Annotated in this window: 23 protein-coding genes; 15 read left to right on the top strand and 8 right to left on the bottom strand. The window is 70.1% G+C overall.

The genetic code is table 11. The annotated features are described in order from the left end of the window. The first annotated feature begins 4 nt into the window (after positions 1 to 4). The 5 genes from N7L95_RS23060 to N7L95_RS23080 are packed head-to-tail and all read left to right on the top strand — an operon-like array spanning position 5 to position 4,673. Entirely contained in the window at positions 5 to 382 is a 378-nt protein-coding gene (locus N7L95_RS23060) for an STAS domain-containing protein (protein WP_301257583.1), read from the top strand. Further along, the gene (locus N7L95_RS23065; RefSeq protein WP_301257584.1) at positions 366 to 770 is read left to right on the top strand and encodes an anti-sigma regulatory factor; all 405 of its coding nucleotides are present in this window, start codon (positions 366 to 368) and stop codon (positions 768 to 770) included. Before N7L95_RS23060 ends, N7L95_RS23065 begins: the two co-directional genes overlap by 17 nt. Continuing rightward, positions 743 to 1,792 (top strand): SpoIIE family protein phosphatase, encoded by a 1,050-nt coding sequence (locus tag N7L95_RS23070; protein ID WP_301257585.1) that lies wholly within the window; start codon positions 743 to 745, stop codon positions 1,790 to 1,792. The genes N7L95_RS23065 and N7L95_RS23070 overlap by 28 nt, the downstream gene beginning before the upstream one ends. Next, positions 1,789 to 2,694, top strand: a complete 906-nt coding sequence (locus tag N7L95_RS23075) for a sensor histidine kinase (protein ID WP_435870039.1) — start codon at positions 1,789 to 1,791, stop codon at positions 2,692 to 2,694. Before N7L95_RS23070 ends, N7L95_RS23075 begins: the two co-directional genes overlap by 4 nt. An 11-nt stretch (positions 2,695 to 2,705) precedes the next feature. After that, entirely contained in the window at positions 2,706 to 4,673 is a 1,968-nt protein-coding gene (locus N7L95_RS23080; RefSeq protein ID WP_301257586.1) for a hybrid sensor histidine kinase/response regulator, read from the top strand. Positions 4,674 to 4,752: 79 nt separating this feature from the next. Here N7L95_RS23080 and mltB read toward each other — a convergent pair whose 3' ends face one another. The 4 genes from mltB to N7L95_RS23100 are packed head-to-tail and all read right to left on the bottom strand — an operon-like array spanning position 4,753 to position 9,980. Further along, a complete protein-coding gene (gene mltB, locus N7L95_RS23085; RefSeq protein WP_301257587.1) occupies positions 4,753 to 5,871 on the bottom strand; it encodes a lytic murein transglycosylase B in 1,119 nt (372 codons plus the stop codon). Next, complete coding sequence (locus N7L95_RS23090; RefSeq protein WP_301257588.1) at positions 5,864 to 8,020, bottom strand: transglutaminase TgpA family protein; 2,157 nt, start codon at positions 8,018 to 8,020, stop codon at positions 5,864 to 5,866. Before N7L95_RS23090 ends, mltB begins: the two co-directional genes overlap by 8 nt. Positions 8,021 to 8,034: 14 nt before the next feature. Further along, positions 8,035 to 9,051 (bottom strand): DUF58 domain-containing protein, encoded by a 1,017-nt coding sequence (locus N7L95_RS23095; RefSeq protein ID WP_301257589.1) that lies wholly within the window; start codon positions 9,049 to 9,051, stop codon positions 8,035 to 8,037. Between the two features lie 2 nt (positions 9,052 to 9,053). Further along, positions 9,054 to 9,980, bottom strand: a complete 927-nt coding sequence (locus N7L95_RS23100; RefSeq protein ID WP_301257590.1) for an AAA family ATPase — start codon at positions 9,978 to 9,980, stop codon at positions 9,054 to 9,056. Positions 9,981 to 10,030: 50 nt separating this feature from the next. Between N7L95_RS23100 and N7L95_RS23105 the strand changes: the two genes are divergently transcribed. Next, the gene (locus N7L95_RS23105) at positions 10,031 to 10,966 is read left to right on the top strand and encodes a histone deacetylase family protein (protein WP_301257591.1); all 936 of its coding nucleotides are present in this window, start codon (positions 10,031 to 10,033) and stop codon (positions 10,964 to 10,966) included. 132 nt (positions 10,967 to 11,098) lie between these two features. Further along, positions 11,099 to 12,388, top strand: a complete 1,290-nt coding sequence (locus N7L95_RS23110) for a mechanosensitive ion channel family protein (protein ID WP_363324855.1) — start codon at positions 11,099 to 11,101, stop codon at positions 12,386 to 12,388. A gap of 817 nt (positions 12,389 to 13,205) precedes the next feature. Here N7L95_RS23110 and N7L95_RS23115 read toward each other — a convergent pair. Together N7L95_RS23115 and N7L95_RS23120 are read right to left on the bottom strand one after the other, a co-directional pair. After that, positions 13,206 to 13,694, bottom strand: coding sequence for a VOC family protein (locus N7L95_RS23115; RefSeq protein ID WP_301257593.1), 489 nt, complete (start codon positions 13,692 to 13,694; stop codon positions 13,206 to 13,208). 209 nt (positions 13,695 to 13,903) lie between these two features. Next, positions 13,904 to 15,430 carry a fumarate hydratase gene (locus N7L95_RS23120; protein ID WP_301257594.1) on the bottom strand — a complete coding sequence of 509 codons (1,527 nt, stop codon included), beginning with the start codon at positions 15,428 to 15,430 and terminating at the stop codon, positions 13,904 to 13,906. A 738-nt stretch (positions 15,431 to 16,168) separates the two neighbouring features. Between N7L95_RS23120 and acs the strand changes: the two genes are divergently transcribed. Both acs and pabB read left to right on the top strand, forming a co-directional pair. After that, complete coding sequence (gene acs, locus N7L95_RS23125) at positions 16,169 to 18,145, top strand: acetate--CoA ligase (RefSeq protein WP_301257595.1); 1,977 nt, start codon at positions 16,169 to 16,171, stop codon at positions 18,143 to 18,145. Between the two features lie 75 nt (positions 18,146 to 18,220). Further along, complete coding sequence (gene pabB, locus N7L95_RS23130; RefSeq protein ID WP_301257596.1) at positions 18,221 to 19,981, top strand: aminodeoxychorismate synthase component I; 1,761 nt, start codon at positions 18,221 to 18,223, stop codon at positions 19,979 to 19,981. A gap of 69 nt (positions 19,982 to 20,050) precedes the next feature. Here pabB and N7L95_RS23135 read toward each other — a convergent pair whose 3' ends face one another. Next, positions 20,051 to 20,362, bottom strand: a complete 312-nt coding sequence (locus N7L95_RS23135; RefSeq protein WP_301257597.1) for a c-type cytochrome — start codon at positions 20,360 to 20,362, stop codon at positions 20,051 to 20,053. A 112-nt stretch (positions 20,363 to 20,474) separates the two neighbouring features. Here N7L95_RS23135 and N7L95_RS23140 point away from each other — a divergent pair, with 112 nt between their 5' ends. The 4 genes from N7L95_RS23140 (at position 20,475) to N7L95_RS23155 (ending at position 22,983) form a co-directional block, all read left to right on the top strand. Beyond that, positions 20,475 to 20,717: a TIGR04438 family Trp-rich protein gene (locus tag N7L95_RS23140; RefSeq protein ID WP_301257598.1), complete on the top strand. Its 243-nt coding sequence runs from the start codon at positions 20,475 to 20,477 to the stop codon at positions 20,715 to 20,717. A gap of 150 nt (positions 20,718 to 20,867) precedes the next feature. Beyond that, the gene (locus N7L95_RS23145; protein WP_301257599.1) at positions 20,868 to 21,980 is read left to right on the top strand and encodes a saccharopine dehydrogenase family protein; all 1,113 of its coding nucleotides are present in this window, start codon (positions 20,868 to 20,870) and stop codon (positions 21,978 to 21,980) included. A 77-nt stretch (positions 21,981 to 22,057) separates the two neighbouring features. Then, on the top strand, positions 22,058 to 22,597 hold the full coding sequence (locus N7L95_RS23150) for a DUF4166 domain-containing protein (protein ID WP_301260218.1): 540 nt from the start codon (positions 22,058 to 22,060) through the stop codon (positions 22,595 to 22,597). Further along, complete coding sequence (locus N7L95_RS23155; protein WP_301257600.1) at positions 22,594 to 22,983, top strand: thiol-disulfide oxidoreductase DCC family protein; 390 nt, start codon at positions 22,594 to 22,596, stop codon at positions 22,981 to 22,983. Before N7L95_RS23150 ends, N7L95_RS23155 begins: the two co-directional genes overlap by 4 nt. Before the next feature lie 44 nt (positions 22,984 to 23,027). Here N7L95_RS23155 and ilvD read toward each other — a convergent pair whose 3' ends face one another. After that, the gene (gene ilvD, locus N7L95_RS23160) at positions 23,028 to 24,710 is read right to left on the bottom strand and encodes a dihydroxy-acid dehydratase (protein ID WP_301257601.1); all 1,683 of its coding nucleotides are present in this window, start codon (positions 24,708 to 24,710) and stop codon (positions 23,028 to 23,030) included. A gap of 118 nt (positions 24,711 to 24,828) precedes the next feature. On the opposite strand from ilvD, the gene N7L95_RS23165 reads away from it, so the two are divergent. Further along, complete coding sequence (locus tag N7L95_RS23165; RefSeq protein ID WP_301257602.1) at positions 24,829 to 25,722, top strand: LysR family transcriptional regulator; 894 nt, start codon at positions 24,829 to 24,831, stop codon at positions 25,720 to 25,722. Positions 25,723 to 25,744: 22 nt separating this feature from the next. Then, positions 25,745 to 26,542 (top strand): prolipoprotein diacylglyceryl transferase, encoded by a 798-nt coding sequence (gene lgt, locus N7L95_RS23170; protein WP_301257603.1) that lies wholly within the window; start codon positions 25,745 to 25,747, stop codon positions 26,540 to 26,542. Positions 26,543 to 26,842 lie beyond the last annotated feature (300 nt).

Raw genomic sequence — 26,842 nt, forward strand, 5'->3', positions numbered from 1 at the left:
CGACATGGAGCGCATTCCTATCCTGCGCATGGGTCGCAACCTGCTGGTCACGATCCAGATCGACATGCAGGACCAGACCGCCCTCGCGCTGCAGGACGATCTGTCCGAGCGCATCTCGCGCACCGGGGCCGAGGGGGTGTTGATCGACATCTCGGCGCTGGAGATCGTCGATTCCTTCATCGGCCGGATGCTTGCCAGCATTTCCGGCATTGCCCGCATGCTGGGGGCCGAGACGGTGGTGGTCGGCATGCAGCCGGCGGTGGCCATCACCCTGGTGGAGCTGGGCTTGTCACTGCAAGGGGTGCGCACGGCCCTCGATGTGGAGCGCGGCATGCGCCTGCTGGCTACGGCAGGAGGGCAGCGCGATGTCGCAGCAGGCTGAAGGCAGCCTGCCGCTGCGCAATGAGCAGGACATCGTGCTCAGCCGCCAAGTGGTGCGCCGACTGACCCAGGAGCTGAAGTTCTCGCTGGTGGACCAAACCAAGATGATCACCGCCGCCAGTGAGCTGTCGCGCAACACCGTCGTCTATGGCGGCGGCGGCGAAATGCGCTGGGAAATCCTGAACGACGGCCTGCGCCAGGGCCTGCGCCTGCACTTCGAGGATCAGGGGCCGGGCATCCCCGACCTCGAACTCGCCATGACGGACGGCTGGACCTCGGGCCGCGGCATGGGCATGGGACTGTCCGGCAGCAAGCGCCTGGTCGGCGAGTTCTCGGTGCGCACCGCGGTCGGCGAGGGCACTTGCGTGACCATCGCGCGCTGGAAGTGATGGTGGTCCTGCCTCCTCATCGCGCTTTCGAGGTGGTGGAGTCCAGCCAGGTGGGCCAGGTGCGCCGCTGTGCGGTTCAGGCGGCCGAGGCGCTTGGTTTCGACGAGGTCGCCGCGGGCCGGGTGGCGCTGCTCGCCACCGAGCTGGGCAACAACCTGGTGCGGCATGCCCGCGAGGGGCAGTTGCTGCTGGGGGCCGGCGAACTGGGCGGCCGCCAGACGGTGGAGCTGCTGTCGGTGGACCATGGGCCGGGCATTGCCGACCTGGGCGCCTGCATGGCCGACGGCTATTCGACGGGCGGCACGCCGGGCACCGGCCTGGGCGCGGTGCGGCGGCTGGCCGACGAGTTCGACATCTACTCGGCAGTGCCCGCCGGCACCGTCATCCTGGCACGCGTGGTGATGGCGGCGACGCCGGTCGCGGGCCAGGCGCCCGCGGCGATCGAAGCGGGCGCCGTCGTGTTGCCGGCGCCCGGCGAGACAGTGTCGGGCGATGCGTGGGCGCTGATCCTCGATGGCGGCCGCGCCAGCGTGCTGCTGGCCGACGGGCTCGGCCACGGGCCCGGCGCGGCGGAAGCGGCGCAAGCGGCGACGGCAACCTTCGGCACCGCGCCGTATTGCGGGCCGGCGCAGATCATCGAACGGGCCCACGCCCTGCTGCGGTCGACCCGAGGCGCCGCGGTGGCGGCGGCCGAGCTCAATGCGGTGGAGGGGGCGTTGCGCTTCGCCGGCGCCGGCAACGTGCAGGGGCGGCTGCTGTCGGCACTGGAAGAGCGCACCCTGCTGTCGCAGCACGGCACCGTGGGACTGCAGATTCGCCGCATGCAGGATCTGCACTATCCCTGGCCGCCGCATGCGCTGCTGGTGCTGCACAGCGATGGGCTGACCTCGCGCTGGAGCGTGAAGGAGTGGCCGGGCCTGTTGCAGCGCCATCCGTCGCTGGTGGCGGCATGGTTGATGCGCGATCACCGCAGAGGACGCGACGACACCGCCGTGGTGGTGTTGCGCAGGAGGGAGCCATGATGAACCTGGATGACTCGTCGGCCCCGCAGGCCGCGTGCAACGATCCGGCGGCGCGCCTGGCCGAGGCTGAGGCCGAGGTGCAGGCGCTGCGGGCGGAGCTCGAAGAAACCAACCGCGGCGTGCTCGCCCTGTATGCCGAGCTGGACGCGCAGGCGGCTCAGCTGCGCGAGGCCACCGAGCTGAAGAGCCGGTTCCTGGCCTACATGAGCCACGAGTTCCGCACGCCCATCGGCGCCATCCGCAGCATCGCGCGGCTGCTGATGGACCGGGTGGACGGGCCGCTCACGGCCGAGCAGGAAACCCAGGTCCGCTTCATCCAGCAGACCGCGGCCGAGTTCTCGGACATGGTGGACGACCTGCTGGACCTGGCGAAGGTGGAGGCCGGCCGGGTGGAGATCTCGCCGGCCTGGTTCGACATGGTGGCCTTGTTTTCGGCCCTGCGTGGCATGTTCAAACCGGTGCTGACCAACCTCGACGTGATGCTGGTCTTCGAGGAGCCGCACGACGTGCCGCCGCTCTACAGCGACGACCGCAAGCTCTCGCAGATCCTGCGCAACTTCATCTCCAACGCGCTGAAGTTCACCACGCAGGGCGAGGTGCGGGTGTCGGCGCGTCGCAATGAGGACGACACCGTGAGCTTCGCGGTGTCGGACACCGGCATCGGCATTGCGCCCGAGTTCCACCACGCCATCTTCGAGGACTTCACGCAGGTCGACTCGCCCGTCCAGAAGCGCTTGCGGGGCACCGGCCTCGGCCTTTCGCTGAGCCGGCGCCTGGCCGAGCTGCTGGGCGGCCGCGTCTCGCTGGCCAGCGAGCTGGGGGTGGGCTCCACCTTCACCGTCACGGTGCCCCTGCGGCTGCCGCATGCGGTCGAGCCGCCACCGTCGCAGGGGGTGGCGTGATGGTGCCGCCCATGCATGAGCTGTCCGCCCCGCTGGCCGCACAGCGGGTGCTGGTGGTCGACGACAACCCGGTGACCCGCTATGCCACCGGCCGCGTGCTGAAGGCGGCCGGCTTCCAGATCTGCGAGGCGGGCACCGGCGGCGAGGCGCTGAGCCTGGCGAGTTCCAGCCTGGCCGCAGTCATCCTCGACGTGCACCTGCCGGACATGGACGGTTTCGAGGTGTGCCGCGAGCTGCGGGCCCGCGAGGACACCGCGCGCCTGCCGGTGGTGCACCTGTCGGCTGCGCGGGTGAAGGACGACGACAAGGTGCGCGGCCTGCATTCCGGCGCCGATGCGTACATGACGCATCCGGCCGAGCCGGCACTGCTGGTGGCCACCGTGCAGGCGCTGGTGCGGGCCCGCACCGCCGAGGATGCAATGCGTCGCAGCGAGGCGCGCTTTCGTGCGATCTACCAGCAGGCACCGAGCGGCATCTGCCTGATCGATGCTGAGGGCCGTTTCATCGACGCCAATGCGGCGATGCTGGCCCTGCTGGGCCTGGATGCGCCCGCCATCGCCGGGCGCCGGCTGGCCGAGCTGGCCCCGTCCGACTGGCGGGCGCGGGTCGAGGGCTACCTGCGCGACAGCCACGACGGCGTCTGGAAAGGCGAGTTCCCGCTGCTGGATGCGGCCGGCCGGCCGGTCGACCTGGAGTGGCGCCTGTCGGCCCATGTGGAGCCGGGGGTCAATATGGCCATTGCCACCGACATCTCCGAGCGGACCCAGCTGGTGCGCCAGCGCGAGCAACTGCTCGAGCGCGAACAGGCGGCCCGTGCGGCGGCCGAGCGGCTGAGCCGCTCCAAGGACGAATTCGTGGCCGTGCTGTCGCACGAGCTGCGCACGCCCTTGAACGCCATCATGGGCTGGGTCCATGTGCTCAAGCGCAGCCAGGCGGCGGCCGACCTGTCCCGCGGGCTGGACGCGATCGAGCGCAATGCGACCACCCAGACCCGGCTGATCGCCGACATCCTGGACGTCTCGCGCATGGACCTTGGCAAGCTGCGGCTCGACCCGACGCTGGTCGACCCGGTGGAGCTGCTCGGCTCCTCGCTGTCGGCGTTGGCCGGTGCGCTGCGGGACCGGGAGCTGCAGCTGGTGCTCGAGGCGCCGCCGGCGGGTCGGCCGGTGCCGCTCGATGCGGCCCGCTTCCAGCAGATCGTCTGGAACCTGATGACGAATGCCATCAAGTTCTCCCCGCCGGGCGCGCAGGTGCGGGTCACGCTGAGCCAGGACGAGGTCGGCACCACACTCGTGGTCACCGACCAGGGGCAGGGCATCGCGGCCGACTTCCTGCCTTTCCTGTTCGACCGCTTCACGCAGAGCGATTCGGCCAGCAACCGGTACCACGGTGGGCTGGGGCTGGGCCTGTCCATCGTGCAGCACCTGGTGGAGCTGCACGGCGGCCGCGTCACGGCCGAGAGCGAGGGCCGCGGCCGCGGGGCGACCTTCCGCGTCTTCATCCCGGCGCAGTTGCCGCCGGAGGCGATGCATGGGGCGGCCGGCGCGCCGCCGGCCGAGGAGCCGGCCGACGGTGGCGAGTCGCTGGCCGGGCTGGCACAGATGAAGATCCTGGTGGTCGAGGATGATCTCGAAGCGAGCGAGATGCTCTCCGTCATCCTGCGCGACCGTGGCGCCGTGGTGCAGGCCGCGCGCGACTGCAGCGAGGGCCTGCGCCTGCTGCAGCAATTCGATGCCGACGTGATGGTGAGCGACATCGGCCTGCCGGGCCAGGACGGCTATGCGCTGATCCGGGCCGTGCGTGAGCGGGAGCGCGCGCAGGACGGCCACAAGCGGCTGCCCGCAGTGGCGCTGACCGCCTTCGCCCGCCCGCAGGACCGTGAGCTGGCGCTCACCGCCGGCTTCGACGCGCATTGCGCCAAGCCGCTGCGGGCGCATGAACTGGTGAACTGCATCCTGAAGGTGGCTGGCGCTGCCTGACGGCGCGGCCGGGGCGGCGCGCTGCCGGATGCGGCGGCAGCCGCTCGCAGCACCGCCACCGCAACGCCTGCGGGCTGGCTCAGCGGGGGCCGGCGCCGCTGCGCCGCGCCTTGCGCATGGCGGCCACCGACTCCCCGAGATCGATCACCGCCATCGCGTAATAGCTCGACCAGTTGTAGCGCGTGATGGCGTAGAAATTGGACGTGCCCGCCAGGTAGGTGGGCGCCGCCTCGCCGTTCTGCAGCTCGATCAGGGCCAGCTTGCCGGCATGGCGGCGACCGGCCTCGGGCAGGCCGGCACCGCGGGCCGCGAACTCCTCGGCGGTGAAGGTGGGCTGGATGTCGGGGGCGAGGAGTGCCGCCCGGTCGGCCACCTCCACCGGTGCGGCGACTTCGAAGTGGGTCGGCAGGCCGCGCTCCCAGCCAAACTCGGACAGGTAGTGCGCCACGCTGCCGATGACATCGGCGGCGCTGCGGTGCAGGTCGACGTGGCCGTCGCCGTCGAAGTCCACCGCGTACTTGTTCCAGCTGCTCGGCATGAATTGCGGCATGCCCATCGCACCGGCATAGGAGCCGCGCAGCGAGAGCGGGTCCAGCGCCTCGCTGTGGCACAGCACAAGGAATTGCTCCAGCTCCTGGCGGAAGAACTCGCGGCGGTCGCGGCGGCCGGGGGGGAAGTCGAAGCTCAGGGTGGCCAGCGCGTCCAGCACCCGGAAGTTGCCCATGTGCTGGCCGTAGAGCGTCTCGACGCCGATGATGCCCACCACCACGCTGGCGGGCACGCCAAAGGCGGCTTCGGCCTGACTGAGCCAGCGTTCGTTGGCCTCCCAGAAGGCAACGCCGGCGCGCAGGCGCCGCGGCTCGACGAAGCGGGCGCGGTAGGCGGCCCAGTTTTTCGCGCTGCCGGCCGGCGGCGGCATGATGTAGCGGGCCACCGAGGGGATGAAGCGGGATTGCGCGAGCGTCTCCCGCACCCAGGTGCGGTCGAGCTGCCGGCGTTCGGCAATCGCATCGGCCAGCGCCACCACGTCCTCGCGGCCGCCATAGGTGACGATGTCCGGCGCCTCGGCGGCGGGCGGGGCGGCCGCCGCCGAAGGGGCCGTGGCCTGGGCCAGGGCAGCGGCGGCGGGCAGGCACAACAAGGCGGCCAGCAGGCCGGGGCGCACTCGGCGCAGCAGGGTCGGGGTCGTTTCAGGCATGGTCCAGTGGGGCAGATTGGGCGCGCCGCAGTTCACGTGCCAGCGAGCGCGCCAGCAAGCGCGCCAGTGTAGGGCCACGCACGTGGCCGGCCTGCGCGGGAGGGGCGTAGCGCGCCGCCTCCATGCGGGTGAGCAGCGTGGCGACCCCGCGCGCCGGCTCGCCCCAGCGCTGCAGGGCCAGACGCGCCAGCTCGCGCGGCGGGGTGTGCGCGGCCGACGGCAGGCCGGCGGCAGCCAGCTGGCGCTGCATGCCATGGTAGGCACGCAGCCACGGGTCCTGCCGCTGCCGCTCCCACCAGGCCCAGGCTGCGCCGAGCGCGGACGCCAGCGCCAGCAGCAGCACCAGCAGCAGGGCCAGGTCCTGCCAGCTGGGCGAGCGGACGCCGAGTTGCTTGAGGAGGTCCAGCTGCTCGCCGCGGGAGTAGTTGAGCACCTTCTGGTTCCAGGCATTGTTGATGGCCGCCCACTGGTTGCGCAGGGCGCGCCAGAAGGTGGAGTCGGCCGTACCGAGCACACCTCCGACCAGGCCGGGGGCCGGCCGCAGCGCCAGGCTGCGGGTGACGCGTTCGGGCGCCACGGCGGCGGTTGGGTCGGCCCTCAGCCAGCCGCGCCCGGGTTGCCAGAATTCCGCCCAGGCATGAGCCTGGCTGTTGCGCACCAGGTAGTAGCCGTCCACCGGGTTGAGCTCGGCCCCCTGGTAGCCGGTGACGATGCGAGCGGGCACATCGAGGGCCCGCATGATGACCACGAAGGCCGCAGCGAAGTGCTCGCAGAAGCCTTGCTTGCGGTCCAGCCAGAACTCGTCGATGGCATGGCGGCCCTGTTCGTCGCCGTAGGGCCCGGGTGTCAGCGTATAGCTGTAGCCCTGGCTGCGGATGTGCTCCAGCACCGCCTGCGCCAGCGCCTGCGGTTCGGCGCGCGCATGGCGCGGGTCGCGCCGCAGCGCCGCGGCCCAGGCCAGCGTGCGCGGGTTGTAGCCGGCGGGCAGTTGCAGGTGGTCCTGCAGGCCCAGCACCGGTTGCAGCGGGCCGTGCCGGTGATCGGTGTAGCTGGTGGCGCGCAAGCGCTCACGGTCCATCAGCGGCCGGCCGATGGCCCATTCGAGCGAGGGCTGCAGCCGCGGGCGCAGGCCCGAGACCTCGGCCACCTCGGTGGTCGCCTCCAGCAGCGGCAGCACCGGCACGCGGGTGGGCTCCATCGTCACCTCGTAGTGCAACGGCTTGCCGCGCACCTGCAACTCGGCGTCCAGCTGCTGGCCGCGGCCCCAGTAGCGGCGCTCGGCCGGCTGCCAGGTGAGGCCGTCGAAGGCCGACAGCACCGGGCCGCGGAAGTACAAGGTGTCGGGCGGCGGCGCCGGGCCGTCGAACCGGATCGTCATGGCGATGTTGTCGTCCAGCGCCAGCTCGGCCACCGTGCCCATCGTCATGTCCGTCGACAGGCCGGTGCGCGCGCTGGCCGCATCGTTCGGCAGCCCCCACAGCGGTCCGAAGCGCGGGAACAGCACGAACAGCGCCAGCATCACCGGCGCGCCCAGCAGGCACATGCGTGCCGACAAGGCGCCGGCGCTGGCCAGGCTGGGATGGCCGACCGGCATGTGGGCCAGCACCAGGGCCGTCAGCAAGCCCCACACCGCCACCACCATCACCAGTGCCAGCGCCAGCGACTGCGAGTAGAAGAAGTGGGTGAGCACCAGGAAGAAGCCGAGGAAGAACACCACGAAGGCGTCCCGCCGCGCGCGCAGCTCCAGCGTCTTCAGCGCCATCAGCACCACCACCAGCGTGACGCCGGCTTCCTTGCCGAGCACGGTGCGGTGGGTGAGCCAGGTGGCCGCGACCGCGGCCGCGAGCAACCCGCCCACCACCCAGCGCCCCGGCAGCGCCCGTGCGCCCAGCGCCAGCCAGCCGCGCCACAGCAGCACGCCGGCGGCCAGCGCCGAACACCAGACGGGCAGGTGCGTGACATGCGGCATCACCACCCAGGCGATGACGGCAAGCAGGTAGAGCGTGTCGCGCGTTTCGCGCGGCAGGTGCTTGAGGTTGGACCAGCGGGGCGGCAGGCCGGGCGGGGGCTGTCCAGGCGCGCCGGCAGAGCGGGCGCTGCCGGCGCGCGAGGCGCTTGCGGGGTGGAGAGGGCGAGCCGGGGTGTCCATCTGGCCGGGCTCGTTCAGGCGTGCAGCGCCAGCCGCTCGAGGCAGCGGCGCCGGTGTGCTTCGCCGTGGTCCGGCGCGATTTCCTGGCCCGCCAGGCGCAAGCCGTAGGCCAGCCCGCGACGGTCGGCATCGATGATCCAGGCCGCCAGCCGCGACAGGCGCTGCTCGATGCCGGGGCCGCCGGCCAGCTGCAGATCGAGCCACAGTTCCTGGCGCGCGGCGGCGGAGGTATCGCGGCTCACCATCTCGTCGTTCTTGGCCACCTTTTTCCAGACCACCAGCTTCAGCGGGTCGCCGCGGCGGTAGGCGCGCACGCCCTCGGTCTCGCCGCCCTGGCCACCGCGGGTGCGCACCGGCCCGCCCGGCATCGGCTGCGCGGTGGGCAGCGGCGGCGCCTGTGGCTCAGGCGCCGGGTAGGCGAGCAGCTCGGCCGCCGGCCGCCAGACCGCCCAGACCCGGAAGATGCCGAGCGGAAAACGCGTCTCGGCCGTCAGCGGCGGCACCCGGTGCAGGCCCCGGCGCTGCGGCTGCACGCTGACGTGGGCGATGGCCTGGGATTGCGGCGGCACGTCGGTCCAGCTCCAGCCGGGCTCGGCCACCCCCGGCTCACTGCGCCAGGGGCGCAGCCCGATGCCGTAGCGGGCCCGCGTGTCGGCGCTGGTCAAGGTGATCTCGAGCGTCGCTGCCTCGCCGCAGAAGACCGGCGATGGCTGCTTCAGGTGCAGGGTCAGGCCGCGCAGCGCGCCGTGCGTCACATACATCCCCGCGATGCCGGCCCCGGCGAGCAGGAAGGTCAGCAGGTAGCCCAGGTTGAGCCGGTAGTTGATCGAAGCCAGCAGCAACACCAGCAAGGTGAGGGCGAACATCAGCCCCGGCCGTGTCGGCAGGATGTAGACATTGCGCTGCGTGAGCAGCAGGGTGTCGGACAGCCGCAGGCGGCCGTGCAACCAGGCGTCGAAGCGCCCACGCAGCCAGGCGCCCGGGCCGCGACGGGCGGCGGCCGGCCGGGAGGGCAGGGAAGGACTCGCCATCTTCAGGGCAGCGGCACTGCCTCGATCATGGCCCGCACCTGCTCGAGCCGGCCGCGCCCGCTGCTGGCCACCGGTACCAGGCGATGCGCGACGGCCTGCGGCAGGATGGCCTGGATATCGTCGGGTGCGACATAGCTGCGTTGCGCCAGCAGCGCCCGCGCCTTGGCCGCACGCAGCACCGCAATGCCGGCCCGCGGGCTCAGCCCCTCGACGAACCAGCGGCCTGAGCGGGTGGCGGCGATCAGGTCCTGCAGGTAGTCGAGCAGGGGGTCGGCCGCGTGCACCTGCAGCACCGCCTGCTGGGCAGCCAGCAGGTCGGCCGGCGACATCACCGCCCCCAGGTGCTCGATGGCATTGCGCCGGTTCTCGCCGGCCAGCAGCAGCCGCTCGGAGGCGCGGTCGGGATAGCCGAGCGTGATGCAGATCAGGAAGCGGTCGAGCTGCGATTCGGGCAAGGGGTAGGTGCCCAGCTGGTCGCTCGGGTTCTGCGTGGCAATGACGAAGAAGGGCGAGGGCAGCGGGCGGGTCTCGCCTTCGGTGCTGACCTGGTGTTCTTCCATCGCTTCGAGCAGCGCGCTCTGGGTCTTGGGGCCGGCGCGGTTGATCTCGTCGGCCAGCAGCACCTGGGCGAACACCGGGCCGGGGTGGAACACGAAGGCTTCCTTGCCGCGCTCGTAGATGCTGACGCCCACCAGGTCGGACGGCATCAGGTCCGCCGTGAACTGCACCCGCGAGAAGCGCAGGCCCAACGAGACCGCCAGCGCGTGTGCCAGCGTCGTCTTGCCGACGCCCGGCACATCCTCGATCAGCAGGTGGCCGCCGGCCAGCAGGCAGGCCACGCTGTCCTCCACCTGCTGGCGCTTGCCGACAATGATCGTGTTAACCTGATCCAGCAGCCGCTGAAGCTGCTCGTGCACGGTGCTGTTCATGCCCGGCACCATACCTGAAATCCAGATTCGAAGACGGGGACCTTTGCACAATGGCGACCGGCTACTACAGCCATCCCGATTGCCACCGCCACCACATGGGCCAGGGCCATCCCGAATGCCCCGAACGCCTGGATGCGATCGACGATTTCCTGCTGGCCAGCGGCCTCGACATCGCGCTCGACAAGCGCGAGGCCCCCGAGGTGGCGCTGGGTGATGTGTCGCTCGCGCATACCACCGCCTATCTGATCCATCTGAAGGACCTGGCCGAGCAGGTGGTGCAGACCGGCGAGCCGCATGCCCTCGATCCGGACACCGTGCTGGTCGCCGAGACCTGGACCGCCGCCCGGCGCGCGGCGGGCGCCGCGGTGGCCGCGACGGACGCAGTGATCGACCGCGAGCTGGAAAACGCCTTCTGCGCGGTGCGACCGCCCGGCCACCACGCCACGCGCTCGCAGGCGATGGGCTTCTGCTTCCTGAACAACGTGGCGATTGCCGCCCGCCATGCGCTCGACGTGCGTGGCCTGCGGCGGGTCGCGGTGGTGGACTTCGACGTACATCATGGCAATGGCACCGAGGACATCCTGGCAGGTGACGAGCGCGTGTTGATGGTCAGCTTCTTCCAGCATCCGCTGTACCCGTTCTCGGGCACCGAGCCGGCGGCCGACAACATGGTCAACCTGCCGGTGCCGGCCTACACCAAGGGCATGGAGATCCGCGAGCTGGTGGAGGCCATCTGGATGCCCCGGCTGGAGCGCTTCAAGCCGGAGATGATCTTCATCTCGGCCGGCTTCGACGCCCATCGGGAGGACGACCTCGGCCAGCTCGGCCTGGTCGAGGCGGACTACGAATGGCTGACCCGCCGCATCAAGGAGGTGGCCGAGCGGCATGCCAAGGGCCGTATCGTGTCCTGCCTCGAAGGCGGCTACAGTCTCAGTGCGCTGGCTCGCAGTGTCGCCGCGCACGTGCGGGTGCTGGCGGGCGTGTAGCGCCCTCTGGCGGCCTTGCGCCCCCGGGGTGCGAGGCCTGGCCTGCCCCGGCGGGCCGAGGTGAGGCCGCGCCGCCGGCCGGCACCGCTGACGAACAACCTCAGCTTCTTTTTTTCCATGGTTGCCACTCCCTTGACCGCCGATCTCGGCGAACTGCTGCATTCCCTGACCCGGCCCGGTGCCTTGCTGGAGCTGGCCGTGCTGTCGGCCTGCCTGCTGCTGTCCTACCTCACCACCCGCCTGCTGCGCCAGCGTGTCGACACCCGGCGCCTGCCGGTGTGGCTCGGCGAGCGGGGCTGGGACGGTGTGCTCTTCCCGGTGCTGGCGCTGGTGCTGGCTTTGGCGGTGCGGCCGCTGGTGGCGCAGTGGGTGCCGATCGCGGTGTTCAGGCTGGCGGTGCCCATCCTGGTGTCGCTGCTCGTCATCCGGGTCAGCGTGCGGGTGCTGACGACGGCCTTCCCCTCGTCGACCCTGCTGCGCGTGGCGGAGCAGTCGATCTCCTGGCTGGCCTGGGCCGGCATGGTGCTGTGGGTCACCGGCCTGCTGCCGTTGGTGATGCAGGAGCTCGACCAGGTGCACTGGAAGATCGGTGCCGCGCGGGTCTCGCTGCGCAACCTGATCGAGGGCACGCTGAGCGCGGTGGTGGTGCTGATGGTGGCCTTGTGGATCTCGTCGGCCATTGAATCACGCCTGCTCAAGGGCGCCACGCACAACCTGTCGCTGCGCAAGATCGCGGCCAATGCCACGCGCTCGCTGCTGCTGCTGGTGGGCCTGCTGCTGGCGCTGTCGGCCGCCGGCATCGACCTGACGGCCCTGTCGGTGTTTGGCGGTGCGATCGGGGTGGGGCTGGGTTTCGGCCTGCAGAAGCTGGCGTCGAACTATGTCAGCGGCTTCGTCATCCTGGCCGAGCGCAGCCTGCGCATCGGCGACCTGGTGAAGGTCGACAACTTCGAGGGGCGCATCATCGACATCAACACCCGCTTCACCGTGATCCGGGCGGCCAATGGGCGCGAGTCCATCGTACCGAACGAGTTGCTGATGACGCAGCGGGTCGAGAATGCCTCGCAGGCCGACCCGAGCCAGCAGCTGAGCACGGTGTTCCGCGTGGCCTACGGCACCGATTTCACCGTGCTGCGGGAGCAGGTGCTGGCCCTGGTGCGCGAGGTGCCGCGTGTGCTGGCCGAGCCCGCACCCAGCCTGCACCTGACGGCTTTCGTGGCCGATGGGCTGGAGATCACCGTGCAGTTCTGGATCGCGGATCCGGGCCAGGGCCAGGCCAACGTGCTTTCGGACGTGAACGTGGCCATCCTGCAGGCGGTGGAAGCAGCGGGCGTGGAGATTCCGTATCCGCAGCGGGTGGTGCGGCAGGTGCGGGGCGATGAGGTGGCGGGGGCCGGCGCGAAGGTGTCGCGGGTGGCGTGAGGCGGCTCAGGGCGGGCAGTGCCACCGCGCGCGGGATTGCACTGAGCCAGGCAGCGCGGTCGGCAGGTTCGGGCCCCTGCCTGCAAGCGGTCGCCTGCCCGAGCGCGAAGTTCCGGCCGCTGGGGTGGAGCATCACCTTCATCCACTGCTTCGGGCTGAAGCCGGTCGACGCAAGCGGCGGCAGGTGGCCAAGAGGATGTCGACAATGATCGGACGCCGGACCAGGAGCAGCGACCGGAAACGGTCAACCGGGGTCATGGCGCAACGCTTGCCCTACGATCGACCTGCGGTGGGTGCACGAGCGCTTGCTTCATCCAGTCCCTGCAGGAAGGCCCCGCTCATCACCCGTTCGTCGCGTCGAGTGCCTGGCGTTGTGGCTGGTGCCTCTGCTCGTTCACAGGGACGGCTTCGATGCCGCGGCAGGCGGCGGCCGCTGCGTTTCACTTCCTGCCCGCAAGTGTGGCGGCTTCAGCGGTAACCTGACCGCACCTTCGTCGCGAGGGGCGAATGAGCAGGCAACCCGCAGCTGTCCGTGGCCCTGCTGCGTGTCGCGCAGGCCGAGCGCTGCAAGCGGGTGCGGCCCGCGCTGCAGCCACTGCTCGACCAACGCAAGCCAGTACTGCGGGGGTGCGGCAGCCGGCGCTTCAGGCCTCGCCTCGGGCGCGCATTGCACCCGTGGTGCAGCGCCGCCCTGCGCGGCGAGCGCGGCCCGCAGGGCGCCTGCCTGAGCGGGCGCTCGCAGGTTGCGCTTGCCGGCCCTGCCTGGCGCCCGCTGCCCGGCCGCAGCAAGCGCGTGCGCCTCGCCCAGCGAATGAAATCAAGCTTCGCGCGCTTGGCCCTGCCCGAACATCTCGGCGGCGCGGCGCTCGATTTCCTCTGGCGACACATCCTCGACATGGGTGGCGATGTGCCACTTGTGCCCGAAGGGATCCTTCACGCTGCCGCTGCGGTCGCCGTAGAACTGGTCTGCCACCGCCATCAGCAGGGTGGCGCCGGCGTCGACCGCACCTTGCACCACGGCATCGACATCGTCGACGTAGAGCATGACGCTGCTGGCCGAGTCGCCGATGGTGCGCGGGCTGAAGGCCTTCCACTCGGGAGATTCCTCATGCAGCATCAGCACCGAGCCGCCGATCACCAGTTCCGCATGCGCCACCTTGCCGTCGGGCGCCTTCATGCACATGCGCTCGACGGCGCCGAAGACCTTCTTGTAGAACTCGATGGCCTCGCTCGCGCCGCTGATGGTGAGGTAGGGGGTGACGGCGGCATAGCCGTCCGGAATGGGTTTGACGGTTGTATTCGACATGAAGCGTCTCCACCGGGCAGCCATCGGGAACAGCCCACCCGGCCGGCCCGGGCGGCGGCTGGGGGTCCCAGGACACTGTATGGGCGTACAGCATAGTTCCCCTGGCCGGAGCGTTCAAGCCCGTCTTCATCGCGCCGCCAAGCCGCCTGTCCTGAAACGAAGCGGGGGCCCGAAGGCCCCCGTTCAGTTCGGCTGGATGCCGGCCTGCTTCAGGCCGCCGCCACCGGGATCTTGCCGATCTTGGCCTGCCACTCGCGCGGGCCGGTGATGTGGGCCGAGGTGCCGCCCGCATCGACGGCCACCGTCACCGGCATGTCCTGCACGTCGAACTCGTAGATTGCTTCCATGCCCAGGTCTTCGAAGCCCACCACCCGGGCTCCCTTGATGGCCTTGGAGACCAGGTAGGCGGCGCCGCCCACTGCCATCAGGTAGGCGCTCTTGTGCTTCTGGATCGCCTCGATCGCGACCGGGCCGCGCTCGGCCTTGCCCACCATCGCAATCAGGCCGGTGCGGGCCAGCATCATGTCGGTGAACTTGTCCATGCGGGTGGCGGTGGTCGGGCCGGCCGGCCCCATCACCTCGTCGCGCACCGGATCCACCGGGCCCACGTAGTAGATGACGCGGTTGGTGAAGTCGACCGGCAGCGGCTCGCCCTTGGCCAGCATGTCCTGGATGCGCTTGTGCGCCGCGTCGCGGCCGGTCAGCATCTTGCCGCTCAGCAGCAGGGTGTCACCCGGCTTCCAGTTGGCCACCTCTTCCTTGGTGAGGGTGTTGAGGTCGACCTTTTTCGACTTGTTGTAGTCCGGCGCCCACTGCACGTCAGGCCACAGGTCGAGGCTGGGCGGCTCCAGGTAGGCCGGGCCCGAGCCGTCCAGCACGAAGTGCGCGTGGCGCGTCGCGGCACAGTTCGGGATCATCGCCACCGGCTTGGACGCTGCATGCGTCGGGTAGGTCTTGATCTTGATGTCCAGCACCGTCGTCAGGCCGCCCAGGCCCTGGGCGCCGATGCCCAGCGCGTTGACCTTCTCGTACAGCTCCAGGCGCAGCTCTTCGAGCTTGTTCTGCGGGCCGCGCTGCAGCAGCTCGTACATGTCGATGTCTTCCATCAGCGACTCCTTGGCCAGCAGCATCGCCTTCTCGGCCGTGCCGCCGATGCCGATGCCCAGCATGCCGGGCGGGCACCAGCCGGCGCCCATCAGGGGCACCGTCTTGAGCACCCAGTCGACCAGCGAGTCGCTCGGGTTCATCATCGCGAACTTCGACTTGTTCTCGGAGCCGCCGCCTTTGGCCGCGACGATGATGTCCACCGTGTTGCCCGGCACCACTTCCATGTGGATCACGGCCGGCGTGTTGTCCTTGGTGTTCTTGCGCTCGAAGTGCGGATCGCTCAGCACCGAGGCACGCAACTTGTTCTCGGGGTTCATGTAGCCGCGGCGCACGCCCTCGTTGACCGCGTCGGCGATCGAGCCGGGGAAGCCCTCGAAGCGCACGTCCATGCCGATCTTCATGAACACGTTCACGATCCCGGTGTCCTGGCAGATGGGGCGCCGGCCTTCGGCACTCATCTTCGAATTGGTCAGGATCTGTGCAATCGCGTCCTTGGCCGCCGGCGATTCCTCGCGCTCGTAGGCGCGCGCCAGGTGCTGGATGTAGTCGGCCGGGTGGTAGTAGCTGATGTACTGGAGCGAGGCGGCGACGCTCTCGACCAGGTCGTCGTGTTTGATCGTGGTGGTCATGGTGTCAGAGGGTCTCGGGCAAGCCCTGGATTATCTCTCGCGGCCGCAGGGCCTACCGGGGCGGGTTCCACGTACTTTTGCACGCCGCCGGCCGCGGAGTCGGCACTCACTGGATGCCGTGGGCCGGTGCGCGCCGCGCCCGCCGCCCCCGCGGCCCGGACGGGCGTGAAGCGCTTGGCCATGCGCGGCCCGCCGTGCCGCACCGGCGCACCGTCCGACCCCGACCGGTGGCGCAGGGCGCGATCTCTTGCGCATGTGGTCCTGCGGGACCCTGCCCGGGACCTCGTCCGTGGAAGCGCGGCGCGTGCGCGAATGGCGACGGCGCCCCGCGAGTCGCTCGTGCCCTCGTCGCCGGCTGCCCAATCACTGTCGACCTTGCCAGCGGTGCTGTGCCGGCAGAGCAGGTACTGTGCGCGACCATGTCGCCTCGGCCCGTCCCGTCCGCTCACCTGCCATGCGCTCTGGCCCGGCCTTCGCTTGCGCGGGGGCGCGGGCCTCGGCTTGCGCCGCCGGCAGGCCGCGCGCCTGGGCCAGAATGAGGGGTAAGGGGCGACCTGGCGTCCCCCGCACGCCGCGGCCAGCGGCAGGGACCGCCGCCGCCAGAGTAAGCCGTTCGTAAGAGGCTCCCACTAAGGTGCGCCGACCAAAACAGCTGCTGCGCCACGCAGTGCAGCGCTCGCCGATCGCAAGATTGCGGCCGAGATGAGGATCATCATTGCCCCTTGAAAGGAGACCGCCATGTCGACCCCTGAGCATGAAACCCGAATCTATCCGCCGCCCGAGGCGATCGCGAGGCAAGCGCATGTCTCCGGAATGGATGCCTATCGCCAGCTGTGTGACGAAGCCGAGCGCGACTACCAGGGCTACTGGGCCCGGCTGGCCCGCGAGTTCGTCACCTGGCGGCAGCCCTTCACCCAGGTGCTCGACGAGAGCCAGGCACCCTTCTTCAAGTGGTTCGAGGACGGCACGCTGAACGTCTCCTACAACTGCCTGGACCTCAATGTCGAGCGCGGCCTGGGTGACAAGACCGCCATCGTGTTCGAGACCGACGATGGCCAGGTGAGCCGCCACACCTACCGCCAGCTGCTGGAGCGCACCTGCCAGCTGGCCAATGCACTGCGCGAGGCAGGGGTGAAGAAGGGCGACCGGGTTGTCATCTACATGCCGATGTCGGTCGAAGGCGTGCTGGCCATGCAGGCCTGTGCCCGCATCGGCGCCACCCATTCGGTGGTGTTCGGCGGCTTCTCGGCACAGAGCCTGCGCGACCGCATCGAGGACGCTGGCGCCGTGGCCGTCATCACCGCCGACGAGCAGCTGCGAGGCGGCAAGCAGCTGCCGCTGAAAGCCATCGTCGACGAGGCGCTCTCGCTCGGCGGCTGCGACAGCGTTCGCCAGGTGCTGGTCTATCGCCGCACCGGCGGCAACGTCAACTTCGACCCGGCGCGCGACCGCTGGCTGCACGACGCGATGGCGGCGCAACCGACGCAGTGCGAGCCCGAATGGGTGGGCGCTGAACATCCGCTGTTCCTGCTCTACACCTCCGGCTCCACGGGCAAGCCCAAGGGGGTGCAGCATGCCAGCGGCGGCTACCTGCTGCATGCGGCGCTCACCACCAAGTGGACCTTCGACCTGCGCCCGGATGACATCTTCTGGTGCACCGCCGACATCGGCTGGGTCACCGGCCACACCTACATCACCTACGGGCCGCTGGCCAACGGCGCCACCCAGGTGGTGTTCGAAGGCGTGCCGACCTATCCGGACGCCGGCCGCTTCTGGCGCATGATCCAGGACCACAAGGTCACCATCTTCTACACCGCGCCGACAGCCATCCGCTCGCTGATCAAGGCCGCCGAGGTCAATCCCGCGGCGGATCCCCGCAACTACGACCTCACGTCGCTGCGCGTGCTCGGCTCGGTCGGTGAGCCCATCAACCCGGCCGCCTGGGAGTGGTACCACCAGAACGTCGGTGGCGGCCGTTGCCCCATCGTCGACACTTTCTGGCAAACCGAGACGGGCGGCCACATGATCACGCCGCTGCCCGGCGCCACGCCGCTGGTGCCCGGCTCCTGCAGCCTGCCTTTCCCCGGCATCATGGCCGCGGTGGTCGACGAGACCGGCAAGGAGGTGCCCTGGGGGCAGGGCGGCATCCTGGTGGTGAAGAAGCCCTGGCCGTCGATGATCCGCACCATCTACGGCGACCCCGAGCGCTTCAAGAAGAGCTACTACCCGGCCGATTTCCAGGGCAAGTACTACCTGGCCGGCGATGGCGCGGTGCGGGATGCCAAGACCGGCTACTTCACCATCACCGGCCGCATCGACGACGTGCTGAACGTCTCCGGCCACCGGATGGGCACAATGGAGATCGAATCCGCCCTGGTCTCGCACACCGAGCTGGTGGCGGAGGCCGCGGTGGTCGGCCGCCCGGACGACACCACCGGCGAGGCGGTCTGCGCCTTCGTGGTGCTGAAGCGGCCCCGGCCCGAGGGCGAGGAAGCCAAGCGCATCGCCAAGGAATTGCGCGAGTGGGTGGGCAAGGAGATCGGCCCGATCGCCAAGCCCAAGGACATCCGCTTTGGCGACAACCTGCCCAAGACCCGTTCCGGCAAGATCATGCGCCGCCTGCTGCGCGCCATCGCCAAGGGCGAGGCGATCACGCAGGACACCTCGACCCTGGAGAACCCGGCCATCCTCGAACAGTTGTCGCAGACCAACTGACGCGAGGCGCCGGGGCGGCCGCCAGGCCGGCCCGGCGCGGGTTTAGACTTCGCCGCCAGACTCTGTACCGCGGCGATGTCGTTTCCCTCCGCATTCCCTGCTGTTTCCGCCCTTGTCGATTTCGCGTCGCCGCGCGGCGGCGAACCGCTGCGCCGCAGCTTTTCGCAGCCACGCGCGGTGCTGCAGGCGTTGCGCCTGGACGAGGTGGCCGCTGTCATCGATGCGGCCTGGCAGCAATCGCTGCAGGGCAGCTGGTGTGTCGGCTATGTGCGCTACGAGGCGGCACCGGCCTTCGAGCCGCGGGCCGAGGTGCATGCACCCGACGGCCCGCTGGCCTGGTTCGCGGTGTTCGATGCCGCCCAGGCGTGGACGGCACCGCCCGATCCCCCAGAGAGCTACGCCCCCATGCAATGGCAGGACGGGATCGACGCACAGCGCTTCGCTGCCGACATCGATTGCATCCACCAGGCCATAGCCGCTGGCGAGGTCTACCAGGTCAACCACACGACCCGGTTGCGCAGCGCCTTCGCCGGCTCACCGCGCGCCCTGTTCGACGCCTTGCGCCGCGCCCAGCCGCGCGGCCTGCTGGCCTTGATCGAGACCGGCGACGGTCAGGTGCTGTCCTTGTCGCCCGAGCTCTTCTTCGACTGGCAGCCGCCCGGCCTCCTGTCGCGGCCGATGAAGGGCACCGCGCCGCGCGGCGGCACACCGGCCGAGGACGAGGCGGCCGCGCGCCACCTGGTCAGCTCCGAGAAGGAGCGTGCCGAGAACCTGATGATCGTCGACCTCATCCGCAACGATCTCTCGCGCGTGGCCGAGCCGTTCAGCGTCCGGGTGCCGCGGCTCTTCCATACCGAGGCTTGGCCCACGCTGTGGCAGATGACCTCCGACGTGGAGGCCCGCACCCGCCCGGGCACCCGGCTGTCGGACGTGTTCCGTGCGCTGTTTCCCTGCGGCTCGGTCACCGGCGCACCGAAACTGCGGGCCATGCACTGGATCCGCCAGCTCGAAGACGGCCCGCGGGGGGTTTACTGCGGCGCGGTCGGCGTGCTGCGGCCGGGTGGCGCAGCCACCTTCAACGTGCCGATTCGCACGCTGGAGCTGCGGGCCGGCGGGCAGGCGGTGTGCGGCATCGGCAGCGGCATCACGGCCGACGCGCAAGCGGCGGCGGAGCGGCGCGAGTGGCAGGTCAAGCGCCGCTTCCTGGAGCGTGCGGCCCGGCCCTTCGAGTTGCTGGAGACGCTGCGGCTGCACGAGGGCCAGTGGCTGCGGGTCGGGCGCCACCTGCAGCGCCTCGAACGCGCCGCCGGCCATTTCGGGCACGCCTTCGAACGCGAGTCCGTCGAGCGGGCCCTGCGCGCCCTGGCTGCCACCCATGTGCGGGGCGACTGGCGCGTGCGGCTGCTGCTGCCGCCCGACGGCCGGGTGCGGCTGGAGGCCTTCGCGCTGGCGCCGACGCCGGCCGGCCAGAAGGTGCGTCTGGCCACCCGCGCCATCGATGCCGGCAGCGAATTCGTGCGCTTCAAGACCACTCGTCGCGATGCCTACGATGCTTTCGCGCCGGCCGAACCCGGCGTGTTCGACACCCTGCTGTGGAATGAGCAAGGCCAGCTCACCGAGTTCACCCGCGGCAACCTGGCGGTGCGCCTGGAGGGCCGCTGGCTGACGCCGGCGCTCGGCTGCGGGCTGCTCGACGGCGTGCTGCGCGCCGAGCTGCTCGAGCAGGGGCAGCTGGCCGAGGCCATCCTCGACATCGGCTGCCTCGAGCGTGCCGACGGCCTCGCCTTCTTCAACAGCCTCCGGGGGTGGGTGGAGGTGACACTGGAGCGCCCATGATGAAAAAACCCGCCAGGGCCGACAGCCGGGCGGGTTTTGGAAGTCGCGGCCCGGGAGCGGGCGGGAGCGTCACTTGACGGACAACACCCACTGCACCAGTTGCTTGGCTTCGGCTTCGCTGACTTGCGCGTTGGCCGGCATCGGCACCGGGCCCCACACGCCGGCGCCACCCTTGATGACCTTCTGAGCCAGCTTGTCGGCCGCGTCCTTCTGGCCGGCGTACTTGGCCGCCACGTCCTTGAAGGACGGGCCCACCAGCTTCTTGTCGGTGGCGTGGCAGGCCATGCAGTTCTTCTGCTGGGCCAATTGCTGGCTGGCGAACGCGGGAGAGGCGGCGCAGGTCGCGCTCAGTGCGGCAACGAGAGCGAGGGCGTGTTTCATTGCTTCCTTTCGGTTCACGTGGGGTTTGGGATACATTTTGTTCAACGTATTCTATTCGGCGGGCTGAAACCTTTCCTTGAGGGAAAACAGTTCGCACCGTGGAGAAAAAGTCATGTGGTTTGTCGGCTTGGGCCTGCTCTTCATCCTGATGAAGTGGGCCGAGTTCGGGCCGGTCGCGGCCTGGGAGTGGTGGTGGGTGCTGTCGCCCTTCCTGGCTGCCATCTTCTGGTGGATGTGGGCGGACGGCACCGGCTACACCAAGCGACGTGAGGTCGAGAAGATGGAGGCCCGCAAGGAGGAGCGCCGCAAGAAGAACCTGGCTGCGCTCGGCATGGAGCCGCGCAAGCGTCGCTGACATGCGGCGTGCGCCGGAGTGTGGCCGGCCGGTGCCGTGCTGTGGCGCGGGGCCGCCCGATCCAGGCGCTGGTTCCGGGCCGCGGGAGCGTGCGCAGCGGTGAGCATGGCGGCTGCTTTGCCGCCGGTCCTGCCTCTCATTGTCCCAGGCATGTCGGGTTTTCGTGTTCTCGTGATCGGCGGCTACGGCTTTTTCGGGCGCCGGCTGGTGGAGCGGCTGGGCCGTGATCCACGCTACGAAGTGGTGCTGGGTGGCCGTTCGCTGGAGCAGGCACGGTCCGCCGTCGCGGCCTTGCAGCCGGCCGCACGCGCCCGGCTGGAGGCCACCAGGCTGGACGCCACGGCACCCGCATCGCTCGCGCAGGCGCTGCAGCAGTGGCAGCCGCAGCTGGTGGTGCACACCTCGGGGCCCTTCCAGGGCCAGGACTATCGGGTGGCGCAGGCCTGCATTGACGCTCGCACGCACTATGTCGACCTTGCCGACGGCCGCGAGTTCGTCTGCGGCATTGGCGGGCTGGATGCCGCCGCATGTCGCCGTGGTGTGCTGGTGGCCAGCGGCGCCAGTTCGGTGCCGGCCCTCTCTGCCGCAGCGGCCGACCACCTGGCCGCCGGCTGGCAGCGGGTCGACCGCATCGACATCGGCATCAGTCCCGGCAACCGGACCGACCGCGGCCTGGCCACCGTGACCGCCATCCTGAGCTATTGCGGGCAGCCACTGCCCGGCCGCAGCGGGGCTGTCGGCTGGTCCGGCAGCTGGCGGCACCGCTATGCAGCGCCGGTCGGCGAGCGGCTGCTGTCGCCTTGCGATGTGCCCGACCTCGCGCTGCTGCCGGCACGCTATCCCGGGCAGCCGGCGGTGCGTTTCGGCGCCGGGCTGGAGCTGCGCTGGATGCACCGCGGCATGAACCTCATGGCGGCCCTCGCCCGGCGTGGCTGGGTGCGCGACTGGTCGGCGCATGCCCGGCTGCTGAAGGCGGTGGCCGACCGCGTGCGCCGCTTCGGTTCGGATGCGGGAGCCATGCATGTGGAGGTGCAGGGCCTGGACGCCGCAGGGCGCCCGGCTCGCCGGCAATGGGAATTGCTGGCCACCGCGGGCGACGGACCCTCGGTGCCGACACTCGCGGCGGCGGCGCTGGCCCGCCGGCTGGCCGGCGGTGACCTGGTCCACCGAGGTGCGCTGCCCTGTCTGGGCCTGCTCACGCTGGACGATGTCGCCGCGCAGGCGCAGGGACTGCAGATTGTGATGAAGGAGATCGAGCCATGAGGCCCGCAAGGCAGCACGGTGCTTCGGAAACGCCGGCAGGCGCCACGCGGCAAGCAGTGGCGGCGCCAGTGCCGTCCATGTACGAGTCGGTGATGGGGGAGGCGTATGGTCGGCTGGCGCCTGCCGTGCAAGACTTTCATCGGCTGGCCGGCCGCCTGGCGCTGCGCGGCGAGGTCGTCGTGCAGGCACCGGCCGGCTGGCTTGCCCGCCTGCTGGCCTGGGCGCTGCGGGCGCCGTTGCGGGCCAGTGCCGGGCCGATCCGCTTCGCGCTGGACGCGCGGCCGGCGCTGGAGGTGTGGACCCGCCACTTTCCACTCAGCACCATGTCCTCCTGCCTGCAGTTGCGCGGCCGCCGGCTGGTGGAGCGCCTCGGCGCCGCCGAGCTGGTGTTCGAGCTGCGCGAGCGCGAGGGCCGTCTTGAAATGGTCTTGCAAGGCCTGCGCTTCCTCGGCATTCCCTGCCCACGCTGGCTGATGCCCGAGGTGCGCGCGGTGGAGAGCGGCGCGGGGCGGCGGCTGCACTTCGATGTCGGCGCCTGGGTGCCAGGATGCGGGCAGGTCGCGCGCTACCAGGGCCACCTCGACCTGGACAGCTGCGAATGGGAGCGGCAGGGATGATCGTGGTGTTCGACGCGCAGTGCCTGTTGTGCAGCCGCTGGGTGCAGTTCCTTCTGCAACACGACCGGCAGGGCCGGATCCGCTTCGCGTCGATGCAGGGAGCCACCGGCCGCGCGCTGCTGCAGGCCGCCGGCCTGCCACTGCAGGGCCTGGAAACGCTGCTGGTGCTGGACGGCGGCCGTTCCTGGCAGCACACCGCCGCCATCCTGCGAGTGCTGCACACACTTGGTGGTGCGTGGCGCCTGGCCTGGCTGGCCTGGCTGGTGCCGGCCCCGTTGCGCGACCGGCTCTACCGCTGGGTGGCTCGCCATCGCTATCGCCTGTTCGGCCGCAGCGAGGCCTGCCTGATGCCGACGCCGGAGCAGGCGGCCCGCTTCCTCGACTGAGGGGCAGCGCCCGGAGCGCGGCCGGCGCCCCGGGGCCGCCGGGTTCACTCGAACTTGTCGAGCACCGCGCCCGAGCTGGCGCTCGACGCATTGCGCGCGAACTTCGCCAGCACGCCGCGGGTGTAGCGCGGCAGCGGCGCCTTCCAGGCGGCGCGGCGACGTGCCAGTTCCTCGTCGGACACGTTGAGCTGCAGCAGCAGCTGGTGCGCGTCGATGGTGATGGAGTCCCCCTCCTGCACCAGGGCGATGGTGCCGCCCGCCGCCGCTTCCGGCGCCACATGCCCCACCACCATGCCCCAGGTGCCGCCGGAGAAGCGACCATCGGTGATCAGGCCGACCGACTCGCCCAGCCCCTGGCCGATCAGCGCGCCGGTGGGCGCCAGCATCTCCGGCATGCCGGGGCCACCCTTGGGGCCCAGGTAGCGCAGCACCATCACGTCGCCGGCCTGGATCTGCTTGGCCATGATGGCGGCCAGGGCCGACTGCTCATCGTCGAAGACCCGTGCCGGGCCGGTGATCACCGGGTTCTTCAAGCCGGTGATCTTGGCCACCGCGCCCTCGGTGGCGAGGTTGCCGCGCAGGATGGCCAGGTGGCCTTCGGGATAGAGCGCCTGCGAGATGGGCCGAATGACATCCTGGTCCGCGCGCGGCTCGTCCGGCACGTCGGCCAGGTTCTCCGCCACCGTCTTGCCGGTGATGGTGATGCAGTCGCCATGCAGGAGCCCGGCCTTCAGCAGCACCTTCATCACCTGGGGAATGCCACCGGCCCGGTGCAGGTCGACCGCCAGGTACTTGCCGGACGGCTTCAGGTCGCACAGCACCGGCACCTTCTTGCGCATGCGCTCGAAGTCGTCGATGGTCCACTCCACCTCCGCGGCATGTGCGATGGCCAGGAAGTGCAGCACTGCGTTGGTGGAGCCGCCCGTGGCCAGGATCACCGCCACCGCGTTCTCGATGGCCTTGCGGGTGACGATGTCGCGCGGCTTGAGGTCCTGCCGCACGGCCTCCACCAGCACGCGGGCCGATTCCTTCGCCGAGTTGGCCTTTTCCTCGTGCGGGTTGGCCATGGTGGAGGAGTAGGGCAGGCTCATGCCCAGCGCCTCGAAGGCCGAGCTCATCGTGTTGGCGGTGTACATGCCGCCGCAGGAGCCGCTGCCGGGGATGGCGCGGCGCTCGATCTCGCAGAAGTCTTCCTCGCTCATCTTGCCGGCCGAGAACTGGCCGACCGCCTCGAAGACGCTGACGATGTTCAGGTCCTGGCCCTTGTAGTGGCCCGGCAGGATGGTGCCACCGTAGACGTAGATGGCCGGCACGTTGGCGCGCAGGATGCCCATCAGCCCGCCCGGCATGTTCTTGTCGCAGCCGCCGACCACCAGCACGCCGTCCATCCACTGGCCCTGCACGCAGGTCTCGATGCAGTCGGAGATCACCTCGCGCGAGACCAGCGAGTACTTCATGCCTTCCGTGCCCATCGCCATGCCGTCGCTGATGGTCGGCGTGCCGAAGATCTGCGCGTTGCCGCCGGCCTCCTCGATGCCGGCCACCGCCGCGTCGGCCAGCCGCTGCAGGCCCGAGTTGCAGGGCGTGATGGTCGAGTGGCCGTTGGCCACGCCGATCATCGGCTTGCGAAAGTCCTCGGCCTGGTAGCCGAGCGCGTAGTACATCGAGCGGTTGGGCGCGCGCGCCACGCCCTCGGTGATGTTCTTGGAGCGGCGGTTGATGCTCATGGCGTCCTCTTCGGGGATTCGTGGGGGTCTGGAGCCCCACAGTATGCGGCGACGGTTCTCTCTGCTCCAATATATCTTTCAGCTGTGATTGATTCATCGGATATATGAAAGGGCGCCCGTGGAACTGAGGCAGCTCAGGCAATTCGTTGCGGTGGCCGAGGAACTGCACTTCGGCCGCGCCGCTGCCCGCCTTCACATGACGCAGCCGCCCCTGACCATGGCCATCCGCCAGCTCGAGGCCTTGCTGGGCGTGGAGCTGTTCCGGCGCACCCGCCGCTCGGTCGCACTGAGTGCGGCCGGGGCGGTGCTGCTGCCCGAGGCGCGGCGACTGCTGGCTGACGCCGATCGGCTGGGGCCGCTGGCGCGTGCCGCCGCGCAGGGCGGGCTGGGCCGGCTGCGGCTGGCCTTTGTGTCCACCATCGGCTACGGCCCGCTGCCGCACTGGCTCAAAAGCTTCCGGGAGGCCTGGCCCGGCGTCGAGCTCGCCCTTCAGGAGGCGACGCTGGATGTGCAGCTGGCCGCCTTCGCGGCCGGCGAGATCGACGCCGGCTTCGTGCTGCATGCGCCGGGGGCCAGCGGCGTGGCCGGCTTCGAGTCGCAGGTGGTGTTGCGCGAGCCGCTCGTGCTGGCCCTGCCAAGCGACCATGTGCTGGCCGAAGGCGAGGCACCGGCGCTGTCTGCGGTGCTGGCGGAACCGCTGGTGATCTTCCCGCGCGGCATCGCGCCCTCCCTTTATGATGCGGTGCTTTCGCTGTACAGCGCCCATCAATGGGCGCCGCACATCGGCCAGGAAGCGAACCAGATGCAAACCATCGTCAACCTCGTGTCGGCCGGCATGGGGGTGGCGTGGGTGCCGGCCTCGGTGACCCGGTTGCAGCGCCCCGGAGTGGTCTATCGTCCGCTGCCGACGAGCGGCCTGGCCTGTGAAACCAGCCTGCTCTGGGCGCCGCAGCACCATCCGGTGGTGGATCGCTTCGTCGACCATGTGCAGGCGCAGATCGTCGCGCCATGAGCCCAACCACAAGGACCCGCTGATGCTGGTGCATCCCCAGTTCGACCCCATCGCCGTCAAGCTCGGCCCGCTCGCCATCCACTGGTACGGCCTGACCTACCTCGTTGCCTTCGGGCTCTTCCTGTGGCTCGGTTCGCTGCGTGTCAAGCAGCCGCAATGGGCGCAGGCCGGCTGGAGCCGCCGCGACATCGAAGACCTGCTGTTCTACGGTGTGCTCGGCGTCGTGCTGGGCGGGCGGCTGGGTTACGTGCTCTTCTACAAGCCGGTGTTCTACCTGACGCAGCCACTGGAAATCTTCAAGGTGTGGGAGGGCGGCATGGCCTTCCACGGCGGCCTGCTGGGCGTGCTGGTGGCGATGGCGGTGTTCGCCCGCACGCGCCAGCGCCGCTTCTTCGAAGTGACCGACCTGATCGCGCCTTGCGTGCCGACCGGCCTCGCCTCGGGTCGCATCGGCAACTTCATCAACGGGGAGCTGTGGGGCCGGCCGGCCGACCCGGACCTGCCGTGGGCCATGGTCTTCCCCCAGTCGGGCACCAACGATCCCCGCCATCCCTCGCCGCTGTACCAATTCGGCATGGAAGGCCTGTTGCTTTTTGTCCTGTTGTGGCTCTATGCCCGCAAGCCGCGCGCTACTGGCCAGGTCTCCGGCGCCTTCCTGTTTGGCTACGGCACCTTCCGCTTCATCGCCGAGTACTTCCGCGAGCCCGACCGTTTCCTCAACCTGCTTGCACTGGGATTGAGCATGGGCCAATGGCTGAGCGTGCCGATGATGCTTGCTGGTGCACTGATCTGGTGGTGGGCCGGCCGCCGGGCGCGCTGACGCCCCAAAAAAAACGGTCTTTGCCACGCGAAGGTGCGAAGACCGAGAAGGGCCGGAGCCCTGAGGAGATAAGGAGCAATCGCCCAACGCAGAGGGCCAGCATTCAAAGCAAGACCCGGGCCATCTGATTCGGGCGATGTTGCTCCGTGCCGGGAGCCAGCGTTCCCGTCGGTCCGGTACCGCTAGCGCGGATGCGAGAGCAAGATCAGCTCGGCATCCTGTCGATTGCCGGTGTACAGCTGCGCAACAGGAACGGTCCGGCGAGAGGTGCCAGCATTCTCCTCAGGAGTGTCGGCGCGC

The sequence above is a fragment of the Eleftheria terrae genome (assembly GCF_030419005.1).
Classification (GTDB): Bacteria; Pseudomonadota; Gammaproteobacteria; order Burkholderiales; family Burkholderiaceae_C; genus Caldimonas; species Caldimonas terrae.